At 72.0% G+C, this 16,196-nt stretch carries 20 protein-coding genes; 14 read left to right on the forward strand and 6 right to left on the reverse strand.

The window, feature by feature from the left end; all coding sequences use genetic code 11:
• The first annotated feature begins 3 nt into the window (after positions 1 to 3).
• Positions 4 to 414 (forward strand): ATP-binding protein, encoded by a 411-nt coding sequence (locus OOJ91_RS20815; protein ID WP_266249784.1) that lies wholly within the window; start codon positions 4 to 6, stop codon positions 412 to 414.
• Between the two features lie 127 nt (positions 415 to 541).
• On the forward strand, positions 542 to 1,426 hold the full coding sequence (locus tag OOJ91_RS20820) for a DUF5926 family protein (protein WP_266247319.1): 885 nt from the start codon (positions 542 to 544) through the stop codon (positions 1,424 to 1,426).
• An 18-nt stretch (positions 1,427 to 1,444) separates the two neighbouring features.
• On the opposite strand, the gene OOJ91_RS20825 is transcribed toward OOJ91_RS20820, so the two are convergent.
• A complete protein-coding gene (locus OOJ91_RS20825) occupies positions 1,445 to 2,662 on the reverse strand; it encodes an arginine deiminase (protein ID WP_266247320.1) in 1,218 nt (405 codons plus the stop codon).
• Between the two features lie 167 nt (positions 2,663 to 2,829).
• Between OOJ91_RS20825 and OOJ91_RS20830 the strand changes: the two genes are divergently transcribed.
• From OOJ91_RS20830 to pheA, 5 genes are all read left to right on the forward strand, one after another.
• Complete coding sequence (locus OOJ91_RS20830; protein WP_266247322.1) at positions 2,830 to 3,570, forward strand: hypothetical protein; 741 nt, start codon at positions 2,830 to 2,832, stop codon at positions 3,568 to 3,570.
• Between the two features lie 168 nt (positions 3,571 to 3,738).
• Entirely contained in the window at positions 3,739 to 4,197 is a 459-nt protein-coding gene (locus tag OOJ91_RS20835) for a hypothetical protein (RefSeq protein WP_266247323.1), read from the forward strand.
• A 75-nt stretch (positions 4,198 to 4,272) separates the two neighbouring features.
• The gene (locus OOJ91_RS20840; protein ID WP_266247324.1) at positions 4,273 to 4,662 is read left to right on the forward strand and encodes an ACT domain-containing protein; all 390 of its coding nucleotides are present in this window, start codon (positions 4,273 to 4,275) and stop codon (positions 4,660 to 4,662) included.
• A gap of 83 nt (positions 4,663 to 4,745) precedes the next feature.
• Positions 4,746 to 5,351, forward strand: coding sequence for a hypothetical protein (locus OOJ91_RS20845; RefSeq protein WP_266247326.1), 606 nt, complete (start codon positions 4,746 to 4,748; stop codon positions 5,349 to 5,351).
• Positions 5,352 to 5,361: 10 nt separating this feature from the next.
• Positions 5,362 to 6,318: a prephenate dehydratase gene (gene pheA / locus OOJ91_RS20850; RefSeq protein ID WP_266247328.1), complete on the forward strand. Its 957-nt coding sequence runs from the start codon at positions 5,362 to 5,364 to the stop codon at positions 6,316 to 6,318.
• A gap of 46 nt (positions 6,319 to 6,364) precedes the next feature.
• Here pheA and OOJ91_RS20855 read toward each other — a convergent pair whose 3' ends face one another.
• The 3 genes from OOJ91_RS20855 to OOJ91_RS20865 all read right to left on the reverse strand — a co-directional run bounded on the left by OOJ91_RS20855 (position 6,365) and on the right by OOJ91_RS20865 (position 8,212).
• Positions 6,365 to 7,087, reverse strand: coding sequence for an AIM24 family protein (locus OOJ91_RS20855; RefSeq protein WP_234582643.1), 723 nt, complete (start codon positions 7,085 to 7,087; stop codon positions 6,365 to 6,367).
• Between the two features lie 117 nt (positions 7,088 to 7,204).
• Positions 7,205 to 7,552 (reverse strand): metallopeptidase family protein, encoded by a 348-nt coding sequence (locus tag OOJ91_RS20860; RefSeq protein WP_193376559.1) that lies wholly within the window; start codon positions 7,550 to 7,552, stop codon positions 7,205 to 7,207.
• Between the two features lie 228 nt (positions 7,553 to 7,780).
• Positions 7,781 to 8,212, reverse strand: a complete 432-nt coding sequence (locus OOJ91_RS20865; protein ID WP_266247332.1) for an OsmC family protein — start codon at positions 8,210 to 8,212, stop codon at positions 7,781 to 7,783.
• Between the two features lie 174 nt (positions 8,213 to 8,386).
• Here OOJ91_RS20865 and OOJ91_RS20870 point away from each other — a divergent pair, with 174 nt between their 5' ends.
• From OOJ91_RS20870 to OOJ91_RS20880, 3 genes are all read left to right on the forward strand, one after another.
• Positions 8,387 to 9,106 (forward strand): hypothetical protein, encoded by a 720-nt coding sequence (locus tag OOJ91_RS20870; RefSeq protein WP_266247333.1) that lies wholly within the window; start codon positions 8,387 to 8,389, stop codon positions 9,104 to 9,106.
• Positions 9,107 to 9,350: 244 nt separating this feature from the next.
• On the forward strand, positions 9,351 to 10,172 hold the full coding sequence (locus OOJ91_RS20875) for an HAD family hydrolase (RefSeq protein WP_266247334.1): 822 nt from the start codon (positions 9,351 to 9,353) through the stop codon (positions 10,170 to 10,172).
• Complete coding sequence (locus tag OOJ91_RS20880; RefSeq protein ID WP_266247335.1) at positions 10,172 to 10,984, forward strand: HAD family hydrolase; 813 nt, start codon at positions 10,172 to 10,174, stop codon at positions 10,982 to 10,984. The genes OOJ91_RS20875 and OOJ91_RS20880 overlap by 1 nt, the downstream gene beginning before the upstream one ends.
• An 8-nt stretch (positions 10,985 to 10,992) precedes the next feature.
• Here the strand turns inward: OOJ91_RS20880 and OOJ91_RS20885 are convergent, their stop codons facing one another.
• Complete coding sequence (locus OOJ91_RS20885) at positions 10,993 to 11,595, reverse strand: bacterial proteasome activator family protein (protein WP_266247338.1); 603 nt, start codon at positions 11,593 to 11,595, stop codon at positions 10,993 to 10,995.
• A gap of 84 nt (positions 11,596 to 11,679) precedes the next feature.
• Here OOJ91_RS20885 and OOJ91_RS20890 point away from each other — a divergent pair, with 84 nt between their 5' ends.
• Together OOJ91_RS20890 and OOJ91_RS20895 are read left to right on the forward strand one after the other, a co-directional pair.
• Positions 11,680 to 12,477 carry an alpha/beta hydrolase family protein gene (locus OOJ91_RS20890; RefSeq protein ID WP_266247340.1) on the forward strand — a complete coding sequence of 266 codons (798 nt, stop codon included), beginning with the start codon at positions 11,680 to 11,682 and terminating at the stop codon, positions 12,475 to 12,477.
• 80 nt (positions 12,478 to 12,557) lie between these two features.
• Positions 12,558 to 13,745 (forward strand): ABC transporter substrate-binding protein, encoded by a 1,188-nt coding sequence (locus tag OOJ91_RS20895; RefSeq protein WP_266247342.1) that lies wholly within the window; start codon positions 12,558 to 12,560, stop codon positions 13,743 to 13,745.
• Positions 13,746 to 13,821: 76 nt separating this feature from the next.
• On the opposite strand, the gene ddaH is transcribed toward OOJ91_RS20895, so the two are convergent.
• On the reverse strand, positions 13,822 to 14,655 hold the full coding sequence (gene ddaH, locus OOJ91_RS20900; RefSeq protein WP_266247343.1) for a dimethylargininase: 834 nt from the start codon (positions 14,653 to 14,655) through the stop codon (positions 13,822 to 13,824).
• Between the two features lie 59 nt (positions 14,656 to 14,714).
• Between ddaH and OOJ91_RS20905 the strand changes: the two genes are divergently transcribed.
• Positions 14,715 to 15,176 carry an Lrp/AsnC family transcriptional regulator gene (locus OOJ91_RS20905; RefSeq protein ID WP_266247345.1) on the forward strand — a complete coding sequence of 154 codons (462 nt, stop codon included), beginning with the start codon at positions 14,715 to 14,717 and terminating at the stop codon, positions 15,174 to 15,176.
• Positions 15,177 to 15,236: 60 nt separating this feature from the next.
• Positions 15,237 to 16,193 carry a zinc-binding dehydrogenase gene (locus tag OOJ91_RS20910; RefSeq protein WP_266247347.1) on the forward strand — a complete coding sequence of 319 codons (957 nt, stop codon included), beginning with the start codon at positions 15,237 to 15,239 and terminating at the stop codon, positions 16,191 to 16,193.
• Positions 16,194 to 16,196 lie beyond the last annotated feature (3 nt).

Raw genomic sequence — 16,196 nt, forward strand, 5'->3', positions numbered from 1 at the left:
TGCGTGGTGGTTCCCCACCACCCCGCCGGAGCACGACTGGCGCGACACCGGCTCGCCGAGGATCTGGCTGACGTCGTGGCACCGACGCTCCTCGCGGATCTGATCGCGGTGCTCGCCGAGCTGGTGGGCAACTCGGTCCGGCACGCCCGGCCGCTGCCCGGCGGCGTGGTCCGGGTGGCGTGGCGGCTGCGGCCCTCCGCCGAGGGCCCCCGGATCCAGTTGCGGGTGACCGACGGCGGCGCGAACACCAGCCCGCGGATCCGCACGGCCAGCCCGGACGCCGCGGACGGGCGGGGCCTGCAGATCGTGGCCGGCCTGGCGACCCGCTGGGGCGTCGAACGCGACGGCATGGGTCAGCGCGTCTGGGCGGAGTTCGACCCGACCTCCCACCCCGACCTGGTCCCCACCGGCTGACATCGTCGATCGTGAAGTTGTTGCGGCGACACGCCGGACGTGGTGACAACAACTTCATGATCGACCGGCGATGGGGTGGGTGGGTCCGGGCTACGGGCCGACCGTTGGGGCTCTAGGCTGTGACGCCGTGAGCAAGCGTCGAAAGAGCCAGCGAGCCGCCGACACCGCGCCCCGGAAGGACAAGGTGCGCGACGTCTTCGTGCCGCGACCGTTCGAGGGGCTGGCCGACGAGTCCGAGTGGATCGCGCTGCGCGAGCTGGTGCCCGCCGCGTCCGCGCCGCTGCGGCTGGCGCCCGCCCTCGTCGAGGAATTCGGGGACCGGTCGGCCACGCTGGCCACGGTGCTGCCGATGGCCGCGCCGGCGATCAGCAAGGCGGACGGCCGCGTGCTCATCGGTCTGCAACGCCACCAGCAGTCCGGCGACGTCTCCCGGGACCTGGCCGAGGCGCTGCTCTGCGCGCTGCGGGCCGAGCCGGGCGGCCAGGTGTCCGTGCCACCGCTGCCCGGTCCCGGGCCGCGACTGCAGGACGTCCTGGTGGACGGCCCGCTGGAGATCAGCATGCACGACGGGTTCGAGTTCTGGCTCGACCCCGGCGCGACAGACGACCCGAGCGTCCAGGCGTCGCTGGAGCGGGCGAACGCCGCCATCTACCCGACCGTGCGGATGACCGCCGCGAAGGCCGCGTACTGGTGCCGGGTCCCGGAGAAGGCGCACGTGCGCTGGGTGCTGCCGGACGACGAGGACGCCGCCCTGGACGCGTTGGCCCGCCTCGGCGCGGCCGGCACGCTGACGCTCGGCGAACAGACCAAGTTCGCCGGGATGTTCCGCGCGCACGGCCGGCTGGTGCCGGTGTGGGACCTGCCGGAGGAGACGCCGGCAGCCGACTGGGAGGACCCGGTCGCGCAGTTCGCCAAGCGGTACGCGGAGGCGCTCGCCACCACCGAACCGCTTGACGCCGCCGGCAGGCGGGCCCGCCAGGGGCTGCTCGGCCGCCAGCTCACCCTGCGCTGACCCGGGCACGCGGCCCGCTCACCCGTGCACGGGCAGCGGGTCGCGGACGATCGGGCAGGACATGCAGCGCGGGCCTCCCCGGCCGGAGCCCAGCTCCGAACCGGCGATCGGGATGACCTCGATGCCGGCCCGCTCCAACTGCGCGTTGGTCTCGGTGTTGCGCTCGTAGCCGACGCAGAGCCGGGGCGCCAGGGCGAGGGTGTTGTTGCCGTCGTCCCACTGCTCGCGTTCCGCGGTGACCGGGTCCAGGCCGGTGTCGATGACCCGGAGCTGGTCCAGGTCCATCGCGTCGGCGGCGGCCCGCAGGAAGGGCGCCGGGCCGTCCACGCGCGGATCCTCACCGTCCGCGCCGGCGATCACTGTGTACGCCGAGAGCGTGCTGGCGATGTTCGGGTACATCAGCACGGCGTCGGCGTCGACCATCGTGCACACGGTGTCCAGGTGCATGGTGGCGCGCTTCTGGGCGATCGGCACCACCAGGATGGTGTGGGCCAGCCCGGCGGCGAAGACCTGCCGACCGAGGCGTTCGGCGCCGGCGGGGGTGGTCCGCTCGCCCACCCCGACCGCGAGGACGCCCGGTGCGAGCAGCAGGACGTCCCCGCCCTCCAGGTGCTCCAGGTTCGGGCGGTAGACGAACTCGGTGCCGGCGAAGCGCGGATGGTGGCGGTAGATGGCGTCGGTCAGGGTCGTCTCCCGGCGGCGGGCCGGCATGGCCAGGCTGGTGACACCCACCCGGTCACCGATCCACAGCGACGAGTCCCGGGTGAACAACAGGTTCGGCAGCGGGTCGATGACGAAGTCGTGCCGGTCCATCAGGGTGTAGACAAGGCCGCCCGGCCGCTCCGAGCTGATCCGCAGCTCCTCGTGGGCGAGCCCGGCGGTGAGCACGTCGGCAAGCGCGACCGGGTCCAGATAGGCGAGGTGGTCGGCGACCCGGGCGCGGAGCGTGTCGCCGAGTCGACGGGAACGCAGCACCTCCTCGGTCAACTCGGCGCGGGCCTCCTCGACGGCAAGCGTCTCGGCCAGCAGGGTGGCCAGGTAGAGCACCTCGACGCCGCGCTCGCGCAGGGCGGCGGCGAACGCGTCGTGCTCCTCCTGGGCGCGGCCGACCCAGGGGATCGCGTCGAAAAGGAGTGAGTCGTTGTTGCGAGGGGTGAGCCGGGCCAGTTCCGGGCCGGGCCGGTGCAGCAGCACGGTGCCGAGCCGACCGACTTCACTGTCGACGTAGTGGGTCACCCCCGCAGCGTAGGGCAGGGTTTGGCGGCATCCGAGAAAAGAACTGTGGATGAATATGGCATTCATCCACAGTCACTCCGGCGCTCCGGCTTGCCGAACACCGGGAGTGGCAACGTAGGGTAGTGAGGACATAACTTCGAGGGACCTTTTGCCGGAGGTCGACGACGATGACTGTCTTTCCCGCACGACGAGCCGTACCGACCGCCCGGGCACTGCCGCCCATCGCGGTGCCCCACCCCCGGGTCGAGTCACCCGGGGCTCTGGAGCCGGTCCGTCCGACACCGCTCGAATGGGCCCGCCGCCGCCGTGCCGAGCGGGGAGCCCGTCGACTGGAGGCGGCCGGAGCGCGGGCGCTCGGCCAGCTCGACCATCTCGGGCCGGCCTGGCACGTCATCGAGTGGCCCCGCACCGACGCGTCGGACGTCCTTCTCGACCGCACCCAGGACGACCGCGCCGGGTTCCTCGCCATCGGGCCGAGCGGCCTGTTCGCGGTGACCATCGCCGACCACGGCCGGGCCCGGGTGCTCGTCGCCGGGGACGTCGTGCAGATCAACGGCAAGCGGCCGCCGTACGTCACCGAGGCCCGTCGGGACGCCAAGCGGGCCAGCAAGGCCCTCTCCGACGCGGTGGGGCTGACCATTCCCGTGACGCCGGTGCTGACCTTCGTGGGCTCCGGCGTGATCAGCGTCTACGGCCTTCCGAAGGACTGCCTGATGGCCACCCACCGGGAGTTGGATCGGCTTCTCGTGGCCGGTGGCAGCCGGATCAGCCCGGCCACGGCCGAGAAGCTGTCCCGGGTGGCACAGCACCCCAACACCTGGCTGAACGGCACGTACCGTCCATCGGCCGACTACCGGTGGTACGAGGAGGGCCGAACGGCCGCTGACAAGCCGGCCCACCGCCGGTAACGTCACCGGCGACGCCACGCGGCCCCGGTCCCCCACCTACCCCACCGGCTCCCGCGCCGTCGCCGGCCGCCCCGGTTCGAGCTGTGCGGTCCGGTGACCTGGTGCGCTCGGTGATTCCGTCGGCGACCGGCTAGCGTGGACAGTCCGTCGGTGGACATAGGAGGCGCGGTGGCCCACGTCGAACTCTCGCTCTCGGAAGTGTTCGTGCCGTCGGCGCGGGCCTCGACAGAGCTGGAGTCCGACAACGTCGGCCAGTGGTCCTCGACTGTCGACCGGGCCGACGAGCCCTGCCTGCTGATCGACGCCGACACCCGGGTGGTGGCCATCTCCACCGCCGGCTGCGAGCTGCTCTGCCTGGGCGACCCGGCGGGCCTGATCGGGCGACCGCTGCTCGACGGCGGGCTGCGCCTGCTGGACTTCACCGCCAACCGGGGCGAGCTGACCGAGGCCGAGATCGACAAGATCCCGCCGCTGCTGGCGCTCTCCTCAGGCCGGCTCGCCCGTGGGCTGCTGCGGGTGCAGGCCGCCTCGGCGGACAGCTCCGACGCGACTGTCGACGCGATCTCCACCCCGGTGCTCACCGACGGTGCGGTGGCTGGCTCACTCACCTTCTTCTCCGAGGTCTGACCTGCGGCGCAATGTGTCGTTCGCCGCACGCGGCGATGACGGGGTGGGCCCACACCCACGCCGTAAGGTGCCCTCATGCTCGATATCGCTCTGCTCCCGGGGGAGTACGCCGTGTGCCGGTTACGTGCCGGCACCGCCCTGCCGGACGCGCTGTCGAGTGGGCTGGGCAGCGCCGATGTGGTCACGGTGAGCTGGACCGCCGACGGGATCTCGGTGATCTGCCCGACCGACCGGGTGCCCACCCAGGCGGTGGTGGAGACCACCTGGCGCTGCCTGCGCGTCGTCGGCCCGACGGGAGTGGACGGCACCGGAACACTTGCGGCGCTCGTCGACCCGCTCGCCACGGCCCGGGTCAGCGTGGTCACGTTCTCCACCTTCGACACCGACTACGTGCTGGTGCCGACCGTCCGGTTGACCGAGGGCACGGCCGCCCTGGAGCGCGCCGGGCACCGCGTCCTCGGCTGAGCTTCACCCGGCCGACCGCTCGCCCTACGATGGGCTCGGCCACCCGGCCAACACGACGTTTCCCCTGTCCCGAGGATCGGCCCGTGCCGTTCACCACGCCCCGCCACCCGATGCCCCCGCCCCGGGTGACGACCGCCATCACACACGTGGCGGTTCGTGCGCTGCCCGTGGCCGGGGCCCTGCTGGCGCTCCTCACCGTCGGGGCGCTGACCGGCTGTGGCGCCCCTCCCGAGCTGCGCGACCCGGCAGGTGTGCCAAGCGGTGCCAGCACTCCGACCGCGCCCGGCCCGACGGGCGTCCCGACGAGCACGCCGTCCACCGTGCCGAGCACTCCGCCGGTCGCCACTCAGTCGGCCACCGGAGACCCCGGCCTCGTCGCCACGGCCTGCCGGAACGGCCCCAGCGGCCAGCGAGTGGTGCAACTGCTGCGCGGTCGGGCCTCCGTGCTCCCGGACAACGTGCGGGTCCGGGTCCGCACCGGGCCGCTGTGCGCCGCCGACTGGCAGTACACAGTGCTGGAGGTGACCGGGCACGAGGAGCTTCAGGTCGTCACCCGGGGTCGACCCACCGCCCCGGAACTGGTCACCGCCGGCACCGACGTGTGCACCATCGAGGTCCGGGCCACCGGCCCCGCCGGGATCCGTACGCTCGCCTGCGATGCCGGTCCGGCGGTCCGGCCGGGTGCGTAGTCTGGTCGACATGCCCGGAACACCGCCTACGCGCTTCGTCTACCTCGGCCCGGAGGGCACCTTCGCCGAGCAGGCCCTGCGCACCATCCCCGCCGCCGAGCACGGCACCAGGACGCCGGCCCGCAGCGTCGGGGAGGCACTGGACAGCGTCCGCGCCGGGGATGCCGACGCGGCGTTGGTGCCGCTGGAAAACTCGATCGGTGGGGCGGTCGGCGTCACCCTCGACGAGATGGCCGAGGGCGAGCCGTTGGTGATCACCCGAGAGGTGATCCTGCCCGTCGACTTCGTGCTCGCCGCACGCGCGGGCACCGCGCTGCCGGCGGTCCGCACGGTCGCGGCGCATCCGCAGGCGTCCACCCAGTGCCGGGGCTGGCTGCGCGACCACGTTCCCGACGCGGTGGTGGTCGACGTGCTCTCCAACGGCGCGGCAGCCGCCGGCGCCGGTTCCGGTGAGTACGACGCCGCGATCTGCGCGCCGATCGGGGCGGCCCGACACCGGCTCGCCCTGCTCGCTGACAAGATCGCCGACCATCCCGACGCGGTGACCCGGTTCGTCCTGGTCTCCCGCCCCGGGCCACCCCCACCGCCGACCGGCGACGACCTCACCTCGCTTGCCGTCTACATCGCCCACGACCGGGTCGGCGCGCTGCTGTCGGTGCTCATGGAGTTGGCCGTCCGCGGCGTCAACCTGACCCGGATCGAGTCCCGCCCGACCGGTGAGGCGCTGGGCCGGTACGTCTTCTTCCTCGACTGCACGGGGCACGTGGCCGACGTGCGGCTGGGCGAGGCGTTGCAGGGGCTGCGCCGGGTGTGCGCGGACGTCCACTTCCTGGGGTCGTACCCCCGGCACCGCTGGGTCGAGGCGGCGGGCGAACGGCCCGTTCCCGCGCCGGCCGGCCTCTCCGACGTCGACTACGCCGACGCGGCGGCCTGGCTGGCCCGGCTGCGCACTGGCGAGTTGAGCTGACCGGGCGGGGCTCTCCCGGATCAGGGAGCGCCCCGCACCGGCGTGGTCAGCTCAGCAGACCGCCGAGCAGACCACCCTCCTGCTGCTGCTGACCGCTGCCCATGACCGGCGGCTCCTCGGACGGCTGGACCACCACAAAGCCCTGACCTGCGAAGCTCATGGTGAACGACTCGCCGGTGCGGCGGCCCAGCAGCGTGCCGAGGCCGAGCTGTTCGGCGCGGTGGTAGCCGGTCTGGAGGTTTGCCGACCAGCAGACGGCGGCCTGCGGGTCGACGTACGTCGGGGCGTCCACGTTGAGCACCACAGGGGTGCCCTTGGTCGTGATGGCGATCCGGCCGTACCCGCTGAACACGCAGTTGAACAGGCCGGACGAGGAGGCCATCCCGGCGCCGCCGACCATCCTGATGTCGTACTGGAGGGTCGAGTCGAAGGCGAGCACGCTGGAACCGTTTATGGAGAGCGCGTCGCCCGGCTCCAGGTCGATGATGTGCACGTCCTTGGCCAGCTCGGCGAGGAAGACGTCACCCTGGCCGGTGACCTTCATCAGCGGGACGCCCTCGCCGGTGAGCTTCTGCTTGAGGAACTTGCCGAGCCCACCCGAGCCCAGCGCCTGGAACTGCACATTGCCCTGGTAGGCGACCATCGACCCGACCCGGGCCATCGCCTCGCCGTTGAGCTCGATCTTCAACATCTTGGAGTTCTGTAGCCGCATGCCGGCCTGCGCGGACTCCTTCTCCAGATTTTCCGCCGAGAACAGCTCGCTGCGCATGAAAGGTGCCTCCTGAAACGGTCGCGGTCGCTGCTCCGACCGTAGGCGACCACGGCAACCGGGGGCCATCGGCCGAGCGGCGTGCCGCGGCCGGGCGTCGCGGTGAGCGGCCGGGCTTCAGCCCCAGCCCAGTGCGTGCAGCCGCGCGTCGTCGATGCCGAAGTGGTGGGCGATCTCGTGCACGACAGTCACCGCGACCTCGTCGACGACGTCCTCGTCGCTGTCGCAGATCCGCAGGATCGGACGACGGTAGATGAAGATCCGGTCCGGCAGCACGCCCGAGTAGTCCCAACCGCGGCTGGTGAGCGCATGCCCCTCGTAGAGGCCGAGCAGGTCGGGTTCGGTGTGCGGTGGGTCGTCCTCGACCAGGATCACCACGTTGCTCATGAGGCCGAGCAGTTCCTCGGGCACCTCGTCGAGGGCGTCAGCAACCAGCTCCTCGAAGCGCTCGCGAGTCATCTCCACCGGCACGCGTCCATTCTGCCCGACACCTGACCGATCGGCCGGCTCGTGCTCGGCCACCGGGCCGGATCCGTGCGCTGATCGAGGAGAGCGACCACCCCCGGCCGGGTCCGCGCGCTCAGCGGCGGGAGCGGCGACCGGCGCCGCTGTCCGCGCGTTCACGAAAGGCAGCGGCCGCCCGGGACCGGGCGGAGGCTCCTTCCGTGAACGTGCGGCGTGCGGATCGTCGGGTCAGGAAGCCAGGCGAGCGGTGAGGGTGATCTCGGCGCCCGGCGAGAGCAGGCGGGAGATCGGGCAGTTGGCCTTGGCGGCCTCGGCGAGCTTCTGGAACTCCGCCTCGTCGACCCCGGGCACCTGGCCGACGGTCTCCAGGTCGATCCGGGTCACGCTCATTCCGGCGTCGGTCTTGTCCAGGTGGACCTTGGCGGTGGTCTCGACCGAGGTGGGCGTCGAGCCGGCGTCGGCGAGGGCCTTCGAGAACGCCATCGAGAAGCAGCCGGCGTGTGCGGCGGCGATCAGCTCCTCGGGGTTGGTGCCCTCACCCTCCTCGAAGCGCGACTTGAATGAGTAGTTGCCGGACAGGCCGCCCTTACCGGTGCGGACGGAGCCGGAACCCTCGGTGAGATTGCCCTGCCATTGTGCGGAAGCGGTACGGATAGGCATGAGGAGAACGCTAGCGGAAACGTGTCTCCCGAGCGACCGACCGGCACCGACGCCTGCCGTGCGATTCCCGTCACCCCTCGTGGAGGCGCGACGCGGGCGGCTTCGGCAGCGACACCAGCGCGACCCCCTGTGCCATGATTCGACGCAGGCCCGTGACCGGCGGAAGGATGGCCGATGTCCGAGGAGCTGCCCATCCCACGGCAGGGCGACCCGTCCGACGGGCCGACCGTGATCGAGTGGGGCGCCGACGAGCCCGCCACTGGACGCCGCCGCCTCGGCTGGTCCCTGGCCGGCATCACCAGGGACCCCCGCCTGCCCGTGCTGCTCGCCGGTCTCGGCGCGGTGGCGGGGGTGGCCTCGCTGCTCGGCGAGTGGCTGGTGATGACCCTGCCGAACGGCGGCCCGGCCGGTTCCACCTCGGTCGACGTGCCCGCCGGAGTGTCCGACACCGGCGGCTTCGGCGTCGGCTGGCTGGTCGGCCTGCTCGGACTGGTCTGCATCGTGGCACTGGCGCTGCGGGGCACGCCGGCCGTCCGGCCGAACGCCCGGCTGGTCGGGTTCACCCTGAGCGGGGCGCTGCTGGCACTGCTGGTGGCGGCGACGGCGACGCTCGACGACGCCGGTCAGCGCAACTACTTCTACGGGTCGGAGGACAACCTCCGGGTCGAGTACGGTCGCGGCCTGGTGATGGCGTACGTGGCCTGCGTGCTGTTCGCCGCGGCCCTGCGGCTGGCCCCGAACACGCCGACGAGGGACGACCCGCCCGAGGCCGCGACGGGGCAGGGCTGGCGCCGTCGGCACCTCGACCCGGTCGAGAAGGACGCGCCGCCCGCGCCGGCTGACCTGACCGTGACGTCGGCGGCCCCGTTCGCCCGCCCCGAGCACCCCGCCTGAGCCAGGCAGACCCGCCCCGACCCGTCGACCGCGTCGATCTTGCACCTTCTGCACCAACAAAGGGTGCATTCCGCCGCACCTCGGTGCCGGAAAATGCACGACCGCGGGGGTGGGGGAACGCCCCGCGAGTTGGTGTTCGATTCGCCTGGAAGCCATGGTGGGGGGCTGTTTCCCGAGGTACGGTTGCTGCCCGCCGTCACGCCGGGACCTGGCAGGTGCGACGGCGGCGGGCGAAGGAGGAACGATGACCCGCCCGGGACTGCCCAAACTGATCGCGACCGACCTCGACGGAACGCTGGTCCGCAGCGATGACACCGTCTCCGCGTACACCCATGGGGTGCTCGACCGAGTGCGGGCCGCCGGAATTCCGGTGGTCGGCGCGACCGGCCGGGGCCCCCGACTGACCGAGCTGACCCGCAACGACATCCGGGCCGCCGACTTCCTGGTGATGGCCGGCGGTGGGCGCGTGGTCGACCAGAGTGACCCGACCGGCCCGGTGGTGCTCCGCGACGAGCGGCTGCCCGCCGAGGTGCTGGCCCGGCTGCTCGCCGACCTGGAGGCCGAGGTAGGCCCCCTGACCGTGATGGTCGAGGCGTCCGACGAGCACGACGCCCCGCTCTGGGGTGACTACCACGAGAGCTGGCCCTACCAGGACCGGTTCGAGGCGCGCAGCCGCGCCGAGTGCCTCGCCTGCGACGTGATCAAGGCGTTCGCCCGGACCGCCGACCACCACGTCGACGAGTTGCTGGCGGTGGCCCGTCGGATCGTCTCGCCGCAGGTCGCGACGCTGACCCAGGCCGGGCTCGGGTTCATCGAGATCTGCCCGCCCGGAGTGGACAAGGCGACCGGGCTGGCCGTGGTGGCGCAGAGCCTGGGTGTCGACCCCGCCGACGTCCTGGTCTTCGGCGACATGCCCAACGACCTTCCGATGTTCGAGTGGGCCGGCTGGTCCCGGGTCGCGGTGGCCAACGCGCACCCCGACGTCCGGGCCGCCGCTGACGAGGTGACCCTGCGCAACGACGACGACGGGGTGGCGGTGTACCTGGACCGGCTACTGTCCCGGTGATGGGAGACACCCCTCGGCTGGTCGCCACCGACATCGACGGCACCCTGATCCGCGACGACCGCACGCTCAGCCCACGCACCGCAGACGTGCTCGCGCGGTTGACCGCGCGAGGCACGCCTGTCGTCCTGGTCACCGGCCGTCCGGTCCGCTGGCTGCAGATGGTGTACGACCAGCTCGCCGAGCCACTGCCGGCGGTCTGCGCGAACGGGGCAGTGGTCTACGACCCGGTGCGGGACGAGGTGCTGCGGGCCGATCCGCTCGCCCCGCAGCACCTGGCCGAGGTGGCCGAGCGGCTGCGGGCCGAGGTGCCCGGGATCAGCTTCGCGGTGGAGATCCTGGACAGCCGGGAGATGCGGCACGAGGCGCACTACCCGCTGCGCTGGGACGCCGACCACGACCTCATCCGCCCGGTCGAGACGCCGGAGGAGCTGCTCTCGCTTCCCGCGGTGAAGTTGCTCGCCCGCGCCGGCGAGCAGGACCCGGACGCGTTCGTCGCGCTGATCGGCGCGGCGGTGGCGGGGTTGGCCGAGGCGACGCACTCGTCGTCCTCGGGGCTGGTAGAGATCTCCGCGGCCGGGGTGACCAAGGCGGCCGGGCTCGACTGGTACTGCGATCGGGTCGGTGTGGCCGCCGCGGACGTGCTGGCCTTCGGCGACATGCCCAACGACGTGCCGATGCTGAGTTGGGCCGGGCGCGGCGTGGCGGTGGCAAACGCGCACCCCGCCGTCCTCGCGGTCGCCGACGAGGTGACCGGGGCGAACTCCGAGGACGGCGTGGCGGCGTACCTGGAAAAGGTCTTCGGGGTCGACTGACCGGCCGGTTACAGATACTGACCGGTGTTGTGGCCCTCACCGCCGCCCGGCTGGCCGACACCCGGCATGCCGGGCACGACCCCGCCGGGGCCGCTGGGCAGCGCCTGCCGGCCGCCGCGCATCTGCTCCAACTGGACCCGCGCGGCCATCTGCTGGGCGACCAGGGCCGCCTGGATGCCGTGGAACAGGCCCTCCAGCCAGCCGACGAGCTGGGCGTGCGCGATGCGTAGCTCGCCTTCGCTCGGGGCCTTGTCCTCCGCGAAGGGCAACGAGATCCGCTCCAGTTCGTCGCGCAGCTCAGGGGCGAGGCCCTCCTTGAGCTCGACGATCGAGCGCTCGTGGATCTCGCGCATCCGGTTGCGGCTGGCGTCGTCCAGCGGGGCGGCCTTGACCTCCTCCAGTAACTGCTTGATCATGCTGCCGATCCGCATCACCTTGGCCGGCTGCTCGACCAGGCGGGTCGGGTCCTCACCCTGCCCCTCATCGGTCTGCATGGTGCCCATCGGCCGGCCGTCCGGACCGACCACCACCACGGTGCCGGAGTGGCCGGAGTCGTCGGGGCCGGGCTGGTCGTTCTGCTCAGCGGAGCGCGCTTCGGTCATGGGGTCCATCTTTACCCAGTGGGCGCGACACATGCTGCCCGGGACCGACTCCCTGGGCCGAACCACCCGGGCGGGGCGCGCTACCGTCGCGCCATGCCTGCCGACCCACGTGCCGTGCTGACCCGGCCCGCGCCGGCGCCGGACCTGACCGTGGCCTACGGCGTCGACCCGGAACAGGTTGCCGACCTGCGCCGCCCGGCCGGTGTCGGCCCGGCCAGGCCGCTCGTCGTCGTGGTGCACGGCGGTTTCTGGCGGGCCGAGTACGACCGCCGGCACACGGGGCCGCTGGCCGCCGCGCTCGCCGCCGAGGGCTACCCGGTGGCGCAGGTGGAGTACCGGCGTACGGGGCAGCCGGGCGGTGGCTGGCCGGGCACACTTACCGACGCGCTGGCCGGGATCGCGGCGCTGCCCAAGCTGGCCGCCGAGGCGCTGCCCGGTCGGGTGAGCGGGGCCCCGCCGATCCTCGTCGGTCACTCCGCCGGCGGCCATCTGGCGCTGTACGCGGCGGCCACCGCGCCGTCGACTGTGGGCGGGGTGCTGGCCCTGGCCCCGGTGGCCGATCTCGCGGCGGCGTACCGGCTGGATCTGGACTCGGGTGCGGTGGCCGCGCTGCTCGGCGGTGGCCCACTGGACTTCCCGGACCGGTACGCGGCGACCGATCCACGATCGTTGGTACCGATGCGAACACGGACAGTAGTCGTGCACGGCTCTATGGATCAGCAGGTGCCGGTGGCGATGAGCCGGGAATTCGTCGGGGCGGCTCGTGCCGCAGGATCCGATATTTCCCTTGTCGAGCTGCCCGGATGTGAGCATTTCGGGCTGATCGACCCGGAGTCTTCGACGTGGCCCCGGGTCCTCGGTGTGTTGCGGTCCCTGCACGATGATCACTAGCCATTGACGCAGCGTCGCGAAGCAGGTAGAACGCCGGAGGGGCGGTGTTCCTGCCCTGCAACGCTCCTGGAAGGAACTCGGTGTCGCAGATGAATCGCAGGCGGGCGCTCCAACTGTTGGCCGCGCTCGGAACGACCGGGTTCGCCGCCGGGTGCGGCTCCGACAGCGAGGACAAGCCGGCCGCCCCCAAGAGCCCGATCAAGATCGGTCTGATCGCGCCGAAGTCCGGCGGCTTCAAGTCCATCGGTGACGACATCACCAACGGCTTCCAGCTCTTCCTCGACCTGCACGGCCAGCAACTGGGCGGGCATCCGGTCGAGCTGCTGACCGCCGACGAGGGTGACACCGCCAAGACCGGCAAGGCCGCCGTCGACCAACTGCTCAAGCAGAACGTGCTGGCGCTCACCGGCGTCGTCAACTCGGCGGTGATGGTCGGCATCCGCGACACCGTGGAGGAGGCCCGGGTCCCGCTCATCGGCTCGAACGCCTCGCCGAGCAGCCTGCAGAGCGTCGTCTACATCTGGCGTACGTCGTACGTGCTGGACGAGGCCGGTCGGGCGCTGGGCCGCTACCTGCGCGACCAGCTACCGGCGAACGGCCGGATCGCGATCATCGTGCCGGAGAACGTGGGCAGCCCGGACGTGGTGCGGGGCTTCCGACAGGAGTTCGGCACCTCCGACCCGCGCATCGCCGACCCGGTGACCAACACCAACCCGACCACGACCCCGGGTAAGGCCACCTACGTGGCGGACATCGAGAAGGCGCTGCGCAAGAAGCCGACAGCCGTCTTCTGCTTCTTCGCCGGCTCGGCCGCCGTGGAGTTCATCAAGCAACTGCGTGACCAGTTCACCGGCCCCGTCTACGCGCCCGGCTTCCTCACCGAGGGCACCGTGCTGGAGAGCCTGGACCGGGACGCGCTGGGCATCCAGACCGCGCTGAACTACTCGGCAGACCTCAACAACACGTCGAACCGGGTGTTCGCCTCCGCCTACCGCAAGAAGCACCAGACCACGCCGACGACCTACGCCATGGCGTCGTACGACGCGGCGCAGGTGCTCGACCAGGCGATCCAGCTCAGCGGTGGGTCGCCCAAGCCGCAGGATGTCAACCTGGCGCTCGGCCGGATCGGCCAGATCGACAGCCCGCGCGGCATCTGGCAGTTCAACCAGCCGCGTACGCCCCAGCAGAAGTGGTACCTGCGTGAGGTCCAACGCGACGGTCAGGTCATGTCGAACGTGCTGATCAACGAGCTGGCCACGCTCGGCTGAACCGCCGACCAGAAGCAGCAGCAGGGGCCGGTTTCCCGCGGGAGGCCGGCCCCTGCCGTACGCGGCAGTGTTCGGGTCAGTGCCGCAGTTCGGCGATGCAGCACTTCACGCTGCCGCCGCCCTTCTTCAACTCGGCCAGCTCGACCGGCACCGGGTTGTAGCCGGCGGCCTTGAGCTTGCCGGCCAGTCGGGTGGCCTCGCTGTTGAGCACCACGTTCGCGCCGTCACTGACCAGGTTCAGCCCGAAGGCCATCGCATCCTCGTCGTCGGCGATCACCGCGTCCGGGAAGAGTTGGGTGAGCACCCGCTGGCTGGCCGCCGAGAACGCGCCAGGAAAGTAGACGACGTTCGCGTCGTCGAGCGCGGCGAGCGCCACGTCCAGGTGGTAGAAGCGGGGGTCGATCAGCCGCAGCGACACCACTGGCCGGCCCAGCACCTCCTGCGCCTCGGCGTGCGCCGCGATCTCGGTACGGAAGCCGTGCCCGGCCAGGATGAGCCCGCCGTGCGCCTCCGGCACGTACGCGAAGTCACCCTCACCCTCGTTGGTCTCGCTCGGCGCGACGAACCGCCAGCCCTGCTCCGCGTAGAACGCGTGGTGCGCGGCGGCCTCGCCGGCCCGCTGCTCGTGCTTGAAGCGTGCGCCGTAGACGCTGCCGTCGACCACGAAGGCACCGTTCGCGGCGTACACCATGTCGGGAAGGCCGGGCTCCGGCGTGAGCAGGTGCACCTCGTGGCCGAGGCCGACAAGCGTCTCGCGCAGGCGGTCCCACTGCTTGACGGCCAGTTCCCGGTCCACGGGAGTGGTCACGTCCATCCACGGATTGATCGCGTACTCGACCGCGAAGTGCTCGGGCGAGCACAAGAGATATGTCCGCTTTCGCGAGACTCGCTGCTGGTTCACGGTCACCAACAGTAGGTACCGTTGAACTTTGGTAACAGCCACAACCATTGCTTCCCAGAGGCGGAACGTTGCAGATAGACGCCGTTGACCAGCGGATCATTGCGTTGCTCGTCGCTGACGCCCGCGCGTCGTACGCCGACATCGGCACCCGGGTGTCACTCTCCGCCCCGGCGGTGAAGCGCCGGGTGGACCGATTGCGCTCCACAGGCGTGATCAGGGGATTCACCGCCGTCGTGGACCCGGCGGCCGTCGGCTGGACCACTGAGGCGTTCGTCGAGCTGTTCTGCGCCGGCCGCACCACCCCGGCGCAGATCGGCGTGGCCGCCCGCCGGCACCCCGAGGTGGTCGGCGCGTACACCGTCTCCGGCGAGGCGGACGCGCTCGTGCATCTGCGGGCCGCCGACATCGCCCACCTGGAGGCGGCGCTGGAACGGCTGCGCGCCGAGTCCTTCGTGACGTCCACCCGCAGCACAATCGTGCTGTCCCGGCTTGTCGAGTCGCCCGGCGTCGGGCCGTCCACCAGGGCTTGACCTCAAGCACGGTTCAGGTGTTGGACTCATGGCGGCCTGGAACGACACGAGGGGGACTCCATGCGGGCGATCTGGTTACGTGAGTTCGGCGGTCCCGAGGCGCTGGTGCCCGGCCCGGCGCCCGACCCGACGCCCGGCCCGGGCCAGGTGCTCATCGACGTGGCGCACGCCAACATCACCTTCATCGAGACGCAGCAGCGCTCCGGGCGTCCCGGGCCGTTCCGGGTCACTCCACCGCTGATCCCCGGCAACGGCGTCGGCGGGGTGATCGCCGCCGTCGGGCCGGACGTCGACCCCGCCGGCATCGGGCAACGGGTGGTCAGCGCCACCGGCGGCTCCGGCGGGTACGCCGAACGCGCCGTGGTGGACGCGTCCGCGCCGATCGAGGTGCCGGCCGGGCTGGCCCTTGACGCGGCAGTGGCCATGATGGCCGACGGACGTACCGCCGCGATGCTCGTCGACGCGGTAGGCGTCCGCCCCGGTGACCGCGTGCTCGTCGAAGCCGCGGCGGGTGGCGTGGGCAGCCTGCTCGTCCAGCTCGCGGCGCGGGCCGGCGCACGGGTGATCGGCGCGGCAGGCGGGCCGCGGAAGGTGGACCTGCTGCCCGACCTGGGCGCCGAGGTGGCTGTCGACTACCTGCTGCCCGGCTGGGCCGACCGGATCCGGGACACGCCGGGTGGGGTCGACGTCGTCCTCGACGGCGTCGGCGGGTCGATCGCCCGGACGGCGTTCGAACTGCTGGACCCGGGCGGCCGCATGGTCAGCTTCGGTCTGGCCAGCGGCGAGTGGTCCCCGGTGGCACCGGAAGCCGCCGCCGAACGGCAGGTCACGCTGGTCCGGCCGGACGTGCCACCCGCGCGGCTGCGGGCGTACACCATCCAGGCGCTGGCGGACGCGGCGGCCGGCCAACTCCGGCCGCTGATCGGCCAGCGCTTCCCACTGGAACACGCCGCCGACGCGCACGCCGCCATCGAGGCGCGCGCGACCGTCGGCAAGACCCTGCTGGACGTTGACTAGCGG

The sequence above is a fragment of the Micromonospora lupini genome (assembly GCF_026342015.1).
Taxonomy (GTDB): Bacteria; Actinomycetota; Actinomycetes; order Mycobacteriales; family Micromonosporaceae; genus Micromonospora; species Micromonospora lupini_B.